The 11,953-nt window shown below is 71.6% G+C and carries 14 protein-coding genes; 5 read left to right on the forward strand and 9 right to left on the reverse strand.

The window, feature by feature from the left end; translation table 11 throughout:
* Nucleotides 1-28: 28 nt before the first annotated feature.
* Nucleotides 29-220, reverse strand: coding sequence for an LPXTG cell wall anchor domain-containing protein (locus tag ACFWGZ_RS33390; RefSeq protein WP_382455574.1), 192 nt, complete (start codon nucleotides 218-220; stop codon nucleotides 29-31).
* Nucleotides 221-236: 16 nt separating this feature from the next.
* The gene (locus ACFWGZ_RS33395; RefSeq protein WP_382455575.1) at nucleotides 237-1,004 is read right to left on the reverse strand and encodes a choice-of-anchor P family protein; all 768 of its coding nucleotides are present in this window, start codon (nucleotides 1,002-1,004) and stop codon (nucleotides 237-239) included.
* 299 nt (nucleotides 1,005-1,303) lie between these two features.
* Between ACFWGZ_RS33395 and xrtP the strand changes: the two genes are divergently transcribed.
* From xrtP to ACFWGZ_RS33420, 5 genes are all read left to right on the forward strand, one after another.
* Nucleotides 1,304-1,819, forward strand: coding sequence for an exosortase P (gene xrtP / locus ACFWGZ_RS33400; RefSeq protein WP_382455584.1), 516 nt, complete (start codon nucleotides 1,304-1,306; stop codon nucleotides 1,817-1,819).
* Between the two features lie 44 nt (nucleotides 1,820-1,863).
* Nucleotides 1,864-3,186 (forward strand): glycosyltransferase, encoded by a 1,323-nt coding sequence (locus tag ACFWGZ_RS33405; protein WP_382455585.1) that lies wholly within the window; start codon nucleotides 1,864-1,866, stop codon nucleotides 3,184-3,186.
* Between the two features lie 100 nt (nucleotides 3,187-3,286).
* The gene (locus ACFWGZ_RS33410; protein ID WP_382455576.1) at nucleotides 3,287-3,859 is read left to right on the forward strand and encodes a biotin transporter BioY; all 573 of its coding nucleotides are present in this window, start codon (nucleotides 3,287-3,289) and stop codon (nucleotides 3,857-3,859) included.
* A 40-nt stretch (nucleotides 3,860-3,899) separates the two neighbouring features.
* Nucleotides 3,900-4,706, forward strand: coding sequence for a TIGR04222 domain-containing membrane protein (locus tag ACFWGZ_RS33415; RefSeq protein ID WP_382455586.1), 807 nt, complete (start codon nucleotides 3,900-3,902; stop codon nucleotides 4,704-4,706).
* A 144-nt stretch (nucleotides 4,707-4,850) separates the two neighbouring features.
* A complete protein-coding gene (locus ACFWGZ_RS33420; RefSeq protein WP_382455587.1) occupies nucleotides 4,851-6,782 on the forward strand; it encodes an ATP-dependent DNA helicase in 1,932 nt (643 codons plus the stop codon).
* Here ACFWGZ_RS33420 and ACFWGZ_RS33425 read toward each other — a convergent pair.
* Genes ACFWGZ_RS33425 through serB form a run of 7 tightly spaced genes read right to left on the reverse strand, consistent with a single transcriptional unit; the run spans nucleotide 6,739 to nucleotide 11,898 of the window.
* Nucleotides 6,739-7,347 carry a hypothetical protein gene (locus ACFWGZ_RS33425; RefSeq protein WP_382455577.1) on the reverse strand — a complete coding sequence of 203 codons (609 nt, stop codon included), beginning with the start codon at nucleotides 7,345-7,347 and terminating at the stop codon, nucleotides 6,739-6,741. The genes ACFWGZ_RS33420 and ACFWGZ_RS33425 overlap by 44 nt on opposite strands.
* A 48-nt stretch (nucleotides 7,348-7,395) precedes the next feature.
* The gene (locus tag ACFWGZ_RS33430) at nucleotides 7,396-7,680 is read right to left on the reverse strand and encodes a hypothetical protein (protein ID WP_382455578.1); all 285 of its coding nucleotides are present in this window, start codon (nucleotides 7,678-7,680) and stop codon (nucleotides 7,396-7,398) included.
* Nucleotides 7,677-7,982 (reverse strand): PadR family transcriptional regulator, encoded by a 306-nt coding sequence (locus ACFWGZ_RS33435; RefSeq protein ID WP_382455579.1) that lies wholly within the window; start codon nucleotides 7,980-7,982, stop codon nucleotides 7,677-7,679. Before ACFWGZ_RS33435 ends, ACFWGZ_RS33430 begins: the two co-directional genes overlap by 4 nt.
* Nucleotides 7,983-7,992: 10 nt before the next feature.
* A complete protein-coding gene (locus ACFWGZ_RS33440) occupies nucleotides 7,993-8,565 on the reverse strand; it encodes a bleomycin resistance protein (protein ID WP_382455580.1) in 573 nt (190 codons plus the stop codon).
* A 22-nt stretch (nucleotides 8,566-8,587) separates the two neighbouring features.
* Entirely contained in the window at nucleotides 8,588-9,976 is a 1,389-nt protein-coding gene (locus ACFWGZ_RS33445; protein WP_382455581.1) for a phosphatidylserine/phosphatidylglycerophosphate/cardiolipin synthase family protein, read from the reverse strand.
* Between the two features lie 30 nt (nucleotides 9,977-10,006).
* Nucleotides 10,007-10,684: a peptidyl-tRNA hydrolase gene (locus ACFWGZ_RS33450; protein WP_382455582.1), complete on the reverse strand. Its 678-nt coding sequence runs from the start codon at nucleotides 10,682-10,684 to the stop codon at nucleotides 10,007-10,009.
* A complete protein-coding gene (serB, locus tag ACFWGZ_RS33455; protein ID WP_382455583.1) occupies nucleotides 10,684-11,898 on the reverse strand; it encodes a phosphoserine phosphatase SerB in 1,215 nt (404 codons plus the stop codon). Before serB ends, ACFWGZ_RS33450 begins: the two co-directional genes overlap by 1 nt.
* Between the last annotated feature and the right edge of the window lie 55 nt (nucleotides 11,899-11,953).

The following is an 11,953-nucleotide window of genomic DNA, read 5'->3' on the forward strand; positions in this document are numbered from 1 at the left end:
GAACGGAGCCGTTCCCGGGCGGGCCGCGTCAGCCGGCTCGGTCCGGCCGGGACTTCACGAGGACCGCCCGGCGGCGCTTCCTGGTCGCGTGGACGACGAGCGCGCCCACGACGAGGAGCACGACTCCGGCGACGACCCACCAGGTGATGTCGGCGCCGGTGACCGCGAGGGCACCCACGCCCGTACCGACACCGACGCCGGTACCCGGGACCTTGTACATCCGCCGCTCTCCTCGATCAGGCCGCGCTGAGCGACGTGCGGCGGCGCAGGACCACGAACGCGACCGGGACGGCGACGGCGCCGAGCAGGCCGAGGCCGATCCACAGGCCCGCACCCGACGCCATCGGGATGGGCAGGGCGGCGGGACCGCAGGTGGCGGACGAGATGTACACGTCACCCGAACCGAGGGAGCCGAGCACTCCCGGCAGCAGCCTGATGTGCACGGCGTTGACCGTGAGGCTGCCGTCGCCGTTCTGGATCTGCTCGTTGAAGGTCACCTCGCCGATCTTGATCCCGAGGAGCCGCACGTCGAGCTTCGTGTTCGGCGCCGGGGTGGCGCCGACCTGGCCGAGGCTGCCCAGGTTCACGTTCGTGAGCGTCGTCGTCCCGACCACGCCCTGCTGGGTCGCCGAGCACTCCGCCACCACCGCCCCGGCGGAGATGTTGCCCGTGGCCGGCGCCAGCAGGCCGCTCGCGAGGTCCGCGGTGCTCGCCCGCGAGTACACGGCGCCGGAGTTGTCGTCCCGCGACGTGAAGGTGGTGATCGCCCCGGTCTGCAGCACCCCGGGGACGTTCACGCCGATGGTCGTGTTCTGCGTCTGCGGCCCGTTCACGTTCGCCGGGGCGAACGGCCCCACGTTGATCGCGGGACTGCCGAGCAGTGTCACGTCGGCCTTCGCGCCGTAGGCCGAGGCGTCCCCCGGAGCGGCCGAAGCAGGTGAGGCGACGGCCAGGAGCGCGGCGATCGCGACCACTCCAGCCAGTCCCGTCATTCGGAAACGCATGAAGCTCCTTCCCTTGATTCCTCCGACCCCAGGGCGGGTTGATACCGAAGTGGTTTCACGCTTTCCGGGGGTAATCACCTACATCGGCGCACTTACGGGGGATCTGATGGTTACTCCCCGTATCGAGCGACGACACCACCCGACCCGCTCAATCAGGGCCACGGATCGTGGGCTTTTTTGATCAACTTCTGATCACGAATCACTCGATCAGGGAATTAGGGCTGACGTTGCGTCAACCGATGGAACGGTGAGTAGCCCGTCCGGGCGCTCCCTCATCGGACGGAAAGGATCTTGGTGTGATGCTCACCGTGCGCCGCACCGCATTCCCCAGTCGGGTGACAGCGGGCGTCCTCGTGGCTCTCGCCGCGGGCCTCGTCCTCGCTCACCGCCTCTACCGGACGGCGGAGATCTCGCTGTCCGGCGCGGTGCTGAGCGTCGTCAGCTCCTACGGCGTGCACGTGGTGCCCGACCGGCAGACCGTCTACTTCGGACTGGGTTCGGCCACCCCGCTGGGCCTGCGGATGACGCCCGAGTGCACCTCCGCGTTCCTGGTGCTGCCGCTGATCGTCGTCGGCGCGGTGATGATCGCGCTGCGCCCGCGCATCCAGTCGCGCGTGCTGGTCGCGCTCGGGATCGCGGCCCTGGCGGTGGTGGTCGTGAACCAGTTCCGGGTGCTCACGCTGGTGGGCCTGGTGCAGTGGCTGGGGGTCGACACCGGCTACTACTGGGGCCACACGCTGCTCGGGTCGATGGTGAGCGTGTTCGGTGGCGCGGCGGCGTTGGTCGCGTTCGTCTGGCTGGCCACGCGCAAGTGAGCCTCGACCTCGTCCTCGGGTTCACGCAGGCGCTCGCGCTGACGATGAGCGTCGCCTTCGTGACGTACGTGTTCTTCATCGTGGTGCCGTACCTGCGGCGCGTTCCCGCACCGGTCGGCGACCCGGACTCGCTGGAGTGGCACTTCTTCGTGCCGTGCCGCGACGAGGAGGCCGTCATCGGCGACACGGTCCGGTACCTGCGCAAGACGTTCCCCGTCGCGCAGGTGTGGGTCATCGACGACGACTCCGACGACAAGACCGCCGGCGTGGTGCGGACGGTGAAGCGCAACGGCGGCGTCCGCGACCCGCAGATCCACCTCGTGCAACGACATCGGCCGCACGCGCGCACCGGCAAGGGCGACGCGCTGAACGACGCCTACCGCATGCTCAAGCTGTGGATGGGCCGGCGTGCGGACACCGACCGCGTGATCGTCGTCGTGGTCGACGCGGACGGCCGTCCCGCGCCGAACTGCCTGGAGGTCTGCGCGGCCACCCACCTCTTCGGCAACCCGCGCATCGGCGCCGTGCAGGTGGACGTGCGGATGGTCAACGCCGGCACGCCGCAGCCCGGCGTCACCCGGTGGCGGCGCGCGTTCGGCGCCGTCCTCGTGCGGATGCAGGACCTGGAGTTCCGCACCGCCATCGCGGCGATCCAGCTGTCGCGCGCCGCGACCGGCACGATCTCCATGGGCGGCAACGGCCAATTCACCCGGCTGTCCGCTTTGGACTCCATCGCCGGGAGGACCGGGAGCCCGTGGCGCGGCTCGCTGCTCGAGGACTTCGAGCTCGGCGTGCACCTGCTGACCGCGGGCTGGCACACCGGGTTCTCGCTGGACACGCACGTGAGCCAGGAGGCGCTCTACTCGCTGCGCCGGTTCCTCGCGCAACGGACCCGGTGGGGCCAGGGAACCATGCAGTGCATGCGGTACCTGCGGCGCATCTGGGACTCCGAGCACCTGACGACCCTCGGTGCGGCGGAGATGATGTACTACCTCGCGCAGCCGTGGATGCAGTTGCTCGGCACGCTGATCTACCCGATCCCGATGGTGATGCTGGCCTACCGGTTCGTGGTGTCGCCCGCGGAAGTGGTGACGTGGTTCTTCGACGGCGCGTGGATCCTCTTCACCGTCTACGGCGCGTTCGGCCTGCTCCCGTTCGTGTTGTGGGGGCCGGTGTACCGCGCGCGCTGCGTGCCCGTCTCGTTCTGGAAGTCGATCGCGTACGGGCTCGGCTACGCGTTGTACATCTACACCTTCTACATCACCTCGTGGCGCGCGCTGATCCGGTTGGTGCGCGGGCACAACGGCTGGACGAAGACCCGGCGCAACCAGGAACGCGTGGTGGGCAAGGTCGCTCTCGACGTGTGAGACGGGCGTGTGTGACCGGTCACTTTGTGGACTTCGGACAAAGACGTTCTCGAGTCCTCGTGGTTAACCTCGGTTCACCCGATTTCGCCTGGGAGGGACCGTGACTCTCGCACTCGCGCCTCGTCGCACCGTGCTCGCCGACTTCGTGCCGGGCGCGCTCGTGCGCGACCTGACCCTGGTCGTCGCCGGCGCCGCGCTGACCGGCCTGGCCGCCCAGGTGGCGCTGCCGATCCCCGGCAGCCCGGTCCCGCTGACCGGCCAGACGTTCGCGGCGCTGCTCGTCGGCGCCTCGCTGGGCTGGCAGCGCGGGGCCACGTCGATGCTGCTGTACCTGATCGCCGGGGTCGCGGGCGTGCCGTGGTTCCAGGGCGGGTCGTCCGGTGTTCCCGTGTCGCTCGGCTACGTCGTCGGCTTCGTGTTCGCCGGTGCCCTGGTGGGCTACCTGGCCGGGCGGGGCGGTGACCGCACGCCGGTGCGCACGATCGGCACGATGGCGCTGGGCAACCTCGCGATCTACTCCGTCGGCGTGCCGTGGCTGATGGCGATGACCGGGATGTCGTTCGTGCAGGCGCTGGCCGTCGGCGTGCTGCCGTTCCTGATCGGTGACGCGCTGAAGATCGCGCTCGCCGCGGGCGTGCTGCCGGGGGCCTGGGCGCTGCTGCGCCGCCGCTAGGAACCTGCCGGCGTAACGGCGTGCCCTCCGGCGCCGAGAAATCCGCGTGACGACGCACACCCCGGAGGAGCTGGGCTGCCTGGTCGGCGGCCCCGCCCGTGCCGCCGAGGTCGCGCTGGCGCGGCTGCTCGACGCCGGTCTGGTCCGGGTCTCCCGCGAGGGCGTGCTGACGGCCGTCCACGTGCCGGGCCGCGGTCCCTCGACGCCGTTGGAGGCGCAGGTCCTCGCCGGCCTGCGCACGGGACGCCCGCTGGCCGACGTCCTGCGCGGCGCCGCCGGCTCCCCCGAGGCCGAGGGCCTGCGCGCCCACCTGGCCGGGCGGGGCCTGCTGCGGCACCGCCGCTCGTGGCGCCCCCGGCTGCACCCGTGGCTGATGCTCGCGGGCTTCGGCCTGATCGCGGTCGGCTTCCTGGACTGGCTGTGGCCGGACCTGGTGCGCCCGGTCACGGGGTTCGCCGACAGCCTGGTCCCGAACCTGCCGGACTGGTTCTACTACTCGGCCGGCGTGGTGCTGCTGATGTGGTCCGCAGTGCTGTCGGCGCGCGATCCCGGCCGGCTGCGGACCAGGGCCGGGTACCTGGCGGCGAAGCGAGCCCAGCGGCGGGTGAGCCCGCACGACCGGATGGGCGCGGTGGCGGTCTGCGGGCTGCGCGGCCGGGCCGGCGGGGTCGCGGTGGCCGGGCTGTTCGGCCTGACGGCGGCCGCGGTCGCGACGCTGCCGGGACGGGACGCGTCGTCCGGCAGCTCGTGCGGCAGCGGGTGCTCGTCGAGCTCGTGCGGCGGCAGCGACGGCGGTGGTGACGGCGGCGGCGGGTGCGGTGGCGGGTGTGGCGGGGGCGGCGACTGACCCCGGCCCGTTCGCGACTCCTGGCGGGGACTGTCGGACCTGCCGGGTACGGTCTGTCCCGTGCCTGAAGTTCCCCCCACGCTGAGCCTCCTCGAAACCGCCGTCCACGCCGTCGGCGGTGCGGAGCGCCCCGGTCAGGTGGAGATGGCCGAGGCCGTCGACCACTCGATCCGCACGGGCGAGCACCTCGCCGTCCAGGCGGGGACGGGCACCGGCAAGTCGCTCGCGTACCTGGTGCCGTCGATCCGGCACGCGGTCGCCGAGGACGAGACGGTGGTCGTCTCCACGGCCACGATCGCCCTGCAGCGCCAGCTGGTCGACCGCGACCTGCCTCGGCTGTCCAAGGCGCTCAAGAAGGAGCTCGGGCGGGAGCCCACGTTCGCCATCCTCAAGGGGCGGCGCAACTACCTGTGCATGCACCGCGTCCACAACGGCGCTCCGGACGAGCCGGAGGACGACGCGCTGTTCGACCCGTTCGCCGTCTCGAAGCTGGGGCGCGAGGTCAAGCGGTTGCACGAGTGGTCGTCGGACACCGAGACCGGCGACCGCGACGAGCTGGTGCCCGGTGTCAGCGAGCAGGCGTGGCGGCAGGTCAGCGTCACGGCGCGGGAGTGCCTCGGCGTCAGCAAGTGCCCGATCGGGTCCGACTGCTTCGCCGAGCGGGCGCGGGCCGAGGCGGGCAAGGCCGACGTCGTGGTCACCAACCACGCGATGCTCGCCATCGACGCGCTGGAGGGCTACCAGGTCCTCCCCGACCACGACGTGGTGGTGATCGACGAGGCGCACGACCTGGTCGACCGCGTCACCTCAGTGGCCACCGAGGAGCTGAGCGGGTCGTCCGTCTCGATCGCCGCGCGCCGGTGCGGGCGGCTGATCGACCAGGACGTCGCGGACCGGCTCGCCGAGGCGGGCGACGGGCTCGCGATGATCCTCGAGGACATGCCGGCCGGCCGGCTCGACGCGCTGCCGAGGGCGCTGGCGGGCGCGCTCGCCGCCACCCGCGACGCCGCGCACAACTGCGTGTCGGCCATGGGGCCGGAGCGCAAGGAGGACCCGGACGGGGCGACGGCGCGCAAGCTCGCGCTGGCGCTGCTCGAGGAGGTCCACGACTGCGCGGTGCGGATCCTCGAGGCGTTCGACGAGGAGCACGACGTCGTGTGGGTGTCGGGCGACTTCCAGCAGAAGGCGCCGACGCTGCGGGTCGCGCCCCTGGGCGTGGGCGGGCTGCTGCGCGAACGGCTCTTCGGCAAGCGCACCACCGTTCTCACGTCGGCGACGCTGACGCTGGGCGGCGCCTTCGACGCCATGGCACGGCAATGGGGCCTGCCGCCGTCGGAGAAGGTCCGCAAGATCGAGGGCGCCGCCACCGACAAGGACATCGACGGTCCGAAGTGGACCGGTCTCGACGTGGGCTCGCCGTTCCAGCACGGGACGAGCGGAATCCTCTACGTGGCACGGCACCTGCCGCAGCCGGGCCGCGACGGGCTGCCGCCCGAGTACCTCGACGAGATCGAGGGCCTGGTGAACGCGGCGGGCGGCCGCGCGCTGGGCCTGTTCTCCTCGACCCGTGCCGCGAAGGCTGCGGCGGAGGCGTTGCGGGCCCGGCTCGACCACCCGATCCTGTGCCAGGGCGACGACGCGACCGGATTGCTGGTCAAGAAGTTCGCCGAGGACGACCGCACGTGCCTGTTCGGCACGCTGTCGCTGTGGCAGGGCGTCGACGTGCCCGGCCCCAGCCTGCAGCTCGTGATCATGGACCGCATCCCGTTCCCGCGCCCGGACGACCCGCTGGCCTCGGCCCGGCAGAAGGCGGTCACCAGCCGGGGCGGCAACGGGTTCCTGACCGTCGCCGCCACGCACGCCGCCCTGCTGATGGCCCAGGGCGCCGGCCGGTTGCTGCGCTCGATGTCGGACAAGGGGGTCGTGGCCGTCCTCGACCCCCGCATCGCGACCGCTCGCTACGGCGGTTTCATCAGGGCCTCGCTCCCCCCGTTCTGGACCACGTACGACCCCGAGGTCGTGCGCGCCGCCCTCAAGCGGTTGGACGCGGCCCAGACCCAGCCGAAGACGAAGTAATCCGTTCGACCAGCTCGTCGCGGTAGGCCCGGGCGTCGGCGAGTTCCGGCTCGGTCCCGCTGGCCTTGGCCAGCGCGCCTTCGAGGATCTTCAACGCCTGCCGTTCGTCGCCGCGCGCGTCGGCCTGCCGCGCCGCGTTCTCCATCGCCCTGCCCAGCGGGGTCGTCGCCGCGGGCTCGGTGACGCCCTTGCTGATCCGGATCCAGTTGCCGCCCGGATCGACGACGGCGAACCCGGTGTAGCGGTCGTTGCGCAGCCGCGGCCGGGTCATCCGCGGAATGCCGGAGATCAGCACCTTCCCGTGCACCGCGCGCATCCCCGCCGCGAACGCCTCGTACAGCGGCCCGGTGTCCTCGACGATGACGACGCACGTGCTGTGCGAATCCTCGGGAACATGTCCCGGCATCCCGTAGAAGTGCAGGTTGAGGTCCTCACGCCGCAACGCGACGTACGGGTTCGGTTTCGTCTGCCGATAGGTGGTCGAGAAGCCGAGCATCTCGTAGAACGCCGCCATCTCGTCGATGTCCACACACGGCAGGAGCGGGATTGTGAGTTCGTTGGCCATCGCCCGAAGCTAAAGCCGAACCAGCCGAAACGACACGGAGCTATTTGCTCAAGCGAACAGCAACGCGATCCCGCCCAGCAGCATCAGCGCCGACACGACGGCCAGTGCCGCCACCCGCGCACGCGACGTTCCCGCGTGCTTCAACGCAATTCCCAACGGTCCGACCACGACAGCTCCCTTCGAAGGCATCACCACGGCGGCACGCACGACCCCGAACGCCACCGACAACGGCGACATGCCGAGTTCTCGCGCGCCGGCAACATCCGCTTCCCACTGCTCGCGGTAGCGCTCATCACGCGCCACCAGGCGCACCAGCGCCAACGCGACCCTCACGTCGCCGCCCGAGGCTCGAACCGCGGCGCGGGAGCGGCCCGCGCCACGACCTTGCGCGCCTCCGCGGCACCGTCCGCGGTCAGCAGGTACATCCGCCGCCGGGGTCCACGCCGGGAGGCGTCGTCGTCCCACGACGAGGTGACCCACCCGGCCCGTTCCAGCCGGTCCAGCAACGGGTAGACGCTGCCGGACGGCCGCCCGGTCAGCTTGATGATCTCCAGGCCCCACCGGGGCTCCTCGGCGCCGAGCAGCACCTCGAGCACGTCGACGGTCGCCTTGCCGATGCGTTGCAGTGGCTCCACGCCACTAAGACTACCTATGTAGATTAAGGCGTTCAAGCAGTTCTTCGCGGAACTCGAGCGCGGACGCCCGCTCTTCCTCCGAGGCGTGCACCTCGCGCTCCAGCGCTCCTTCGAGGATCTTCAACGCCTGCCGCTCCGCCCCGTGCGACCCGGCCAGCGCCACGGCGTTGTGCAGCGCCCGCGAGAGCCCGTCGCGCACGTCCTCGCGTTCGCGCACGGACGGCACCACCCGGATCCAGTTGCCACCGGGGTCGACCACCAGGAACCCGTCCCGGCGCGGCCTGGTCATCCGCGGGATGCCGGTGACCAGCACCTGGCCGTAGATCGCGCGCATGCCGGCGGCGAAGGCGTCGTGGAGCGCCCGCAGGTCCTCGACCTGGATCAGGCACGAGCTGTACGACTCCGACGGCTCGTAGCCGGGGATGCCGAAGAAGTGGAGGTTGATCTCCTCCCGCCGCACCGAGAGGTACGCGTTCGGCCGGTGCTGCCGGTACGTGACCGTGAAGCCGAGCATCACGTAGAACTCGGCCACCTCGTCGACGGAGGCGCACGGCAGCAGCGGGATCGTCACCTCGTTGGCCACGCCGCCACGCTAGACCCGCAGATCAGCCGTCCACCAGCAATCCGCGTAACGGTCCCTGCAATCTTCCGGCACGACGCGACACGCCGGGCAGCGACGTGACGCGGGCGGGGCGTTCCAGGGCCGGGCGCCACATCTTGTCCACGACCTCGTGCACCGGCCCGGAGACGTCGCCCTCGATCGCGTCGAGGTGCTCCGCCCACAGCCTCAGCCGCGTCTCGCGCGCCACCGCGGCGTCGTCGGTCACGACGTTGACCTCGGTGTCGTTGAACAGCGAGTGCTCGTTCAGGTTGGCGGAGCCCACGGACAGCCACTTGTCGTCCACAATGGACAGCTTGGCGTGGATGTAGACCGGCGCTTCCTCGTGGGAGGTGAGGGTCGCGGCCAGCACCATCCCGCCGGGGTCGGCGTCGAGCAGGCGGCCGAGCTGGCCGCGCGTGGTGTCCGCGCCGTTGCTGGGCTTCTGCGGCAGCAGCAGCACGATCCGGAAGTCCGGCGACGGCGGGGTGCGCAGCTTGTCCAGCAGCACCTCGGTGATCTCCGGCGACCACAGGAACTGGTTCTCCACGTACACGAACGACTCCGCGGCCCGCAGCGCCCGCAGGTACGAGTCGAGCAGGCTGAAGTCGCCGTGCGGAGCGAAGTCGTAGGTCTTCTCCGGGACCGTGCGCACCAGCTGCACCGAGGACGACCCGGCCTCCGGCGGCACCTCGGGCGGCGGCAGGGTCTCCCCCGCGATCTCGAGCCAGCGCGCGGCGAAGTGGCCGGCCACCTCCGCGACGACCGGTCCCTCGAGCTTCGCGATGTGGTCGTGCCAGCCGAGGTCGCGCGGCGGGTGCTCCGGCGAGTCGTGCCGGTCGCCCTCCACCGCGGTCATGTCGAGCCCGCCGACGAACGCCACGTCGTCGACGATCACGATCTTCTCGTGGTGGCAGTGCAGGGTCCGCTCGCGTGCGTCGAGCTCGCAGCGGACCGCGCCGCACTCCTGGAACGCCTTCTGCGCCGCGACGGCCCGCTTGCGCGTCGGCTCGAAGAACGGCACGGGCGGGCCCGCCCACAGCAGCACGCGCACCGGCACCCGTTCCGCCGCGGCGGAGAGCAGCTCGCGCAACTGGGGCGCGCCCGGCTCCCGGGTCAGCCGGAAGTCGGGCGACGCGTGCCAGTTCGCGATGTGCACGTACTTCTGCGCGCCCTCGATCGCCTTCGCCACGACCGGGAACGCGGTGGCCCCGTCGACGAGCACCTCGATGCTGTTGCCGTGCTGCACCGGACGGCGCGGGGTGAACCACCCCTCACCGTCGCCTTCCAGCACGTCGCCCCACCCCAGCTTGCGCAGCCTGCGCGTGTGGTGGGAGCAGAGCAGGTTCTCCAGCCCGTCACCGAGCCGGGCATCGAGAACGTCGAGTAAGCCCACGAGAGCCGGATTTACCCGTTCGGCGCGGTTCTAAACAGCGAGCACCGTCGTCGTACCGGGCTCGACCTCGGTGAACCCCGCGTCCCGCACCGCCACGACGTCCTGGCTGCCCACCAGCGCGTCCCACTCGGCGGCCGACGGGGTCCGCACGGCACACCGGTAGTCGAGCGACGCCCACGCCTTGAGCTCGGTCTCCGACAGCCGCGGCGCCAGCAGCATCGAGGCGTGCCCGACCTGCGCCGCGAGCTTGCCGGCGGACATCTCGACGCGCGGGTTCACGTACAGCAGCCGCGCGCCCTCCGGCACCGGCCCCGGCTCGTCCACCGGCAGGTCGGAGCCGGAGATCTGCAGCTTCGCGACCTCGCGGGGCGTCTCGGTCACCAGCACGGGCAGCAGCGACCGCACGGACGCGCCGTCCACTGTGATCGTCACTCCCGGCAGGTCCTGCACGGCCTCCCACTGCACGCCGCGGGCCCGGCGCGACACCTTGCGGATCCGCCCGGCCACCCACGCCCGCACGGGCTCGTGCCACTCCCCGCCCACGTCGGCGCGCGGGTCGAGGCACACCGCGACCGCCGAGGCGGCCGCGGCTTCCAGCAACGCCGACCGCGACGGCGGGTCCACGCGTTCGATGCGCAACACCATCGGCATCGCGCGGACTTCCGACTCCTCGGCGTAGTTCCGCGAGGCGATCAGGTCGAGGATCATCACAGGCGGGTCAGCTCCAGGCCGTCCGCGGCGTCGGCCGCCTCGACCTCGGCGCGCGTGACGCCGAGGATGAACAGCACGGCGTCGAGGAACGGGTGCGACAGGGCCGTGTCCGCGACCTCGCGCAACGCCGGCTTGGCGTTGAACGCGATGCCCAGACCGGCGGCGTTGAGCATGTCGATGTCGTTCGCGCCGTCACCCACCGCCACGCACTGCGCGAGCGACACGCCGACCTCCTCGGCGAACCGGCGCAGCGCCACGGCCTTGCCCGGCCGGTCGACGATCTCGCCGACGACCTTGCCGGTGAGCTTGCCGTCGACGACCTCCAGCGTGTTCGCCGCGCAGAAGTCGAGCTGCAGCTCGTCCGCGAGGCCCGTGATGACCTTCGTGAACCCGCCGGAGACGACACCGCAGTAGAAGCCGAGGCGCTTGAGCGTGCGGATCGTCGTGCGCGCGCCGGCGGTGAGCTCCAGCGACGCCCCGACCTCGTCCAGGACCTTCTCGTCGAGGCCCTCCAGCAGCGCGACCCGGCGCCGCAGCGACTCGGCGAAGTCGAGCTCGCCGCGCATGGCGGCCTCGGTGATCTCGCGCACCTGCTCCTCGCACCCGACGTGCGCGGCCAGCATCTCGATCACCTCGCCCTGGATCAGCGTGGAGTCGACGTCGAACACGACCAGGCGCTTCGCCCGGCGCGTGAGCCCGGCCCGTTCCACGGCGACGTCGAGTCCCACCCGCACCGACACCTCGGCGAGGGCCGACCGCAGTGCGGCGTCGCTCTCCAGCGTGTCGTCGGCCACGGAGACGCGCAGCTCGAGGCCCGTGACGGGGTAGTCGGCGACACCGCGGATCGCGTCGATGTTCACGCCCAGCGACGCGAGCCTGCGCGCCACCTCGGTGAACGCCTTCGCCGTGACCGGGCGGCCCAGCACGATCAGCACGTGCGACGACTCCAGGCGCGCGCTGCGCTTCGAGTCGGCGCCGATCTCGATCTCCACCTGCATCGAGACGGTGGCCATGGCCTGCTCGACCGACTCCTGCAGGCCCTCGGGGTCCTGCTCGGTCGAGACCAGCGCGCCGAGCACCAGCCGTCCGCGGATCACGACCTGCTCCACGTCGAGCACCTCGACGCCGTGGCGTGTCAGCACGGCGAAGAGCACCGAGGAGACGCCGGGCTTGTCGGGGCCGGTCACGGTGATGAGCACGGGCGTTTTCACGTGTCGTCTCCTCGTGGGACGCGGCGAGCCCCGGCCGCGAGAAGCAGCCGGGGCT

The organism is Lentzea sp. NPDC060358 (assembly GCF_042725365.1).
Taxonomy (GTDB): Bacteria; Actinomycetota; Actinomycetes; order Mycobacteriales; family Pseudonocardiaceae; genus Lentzea.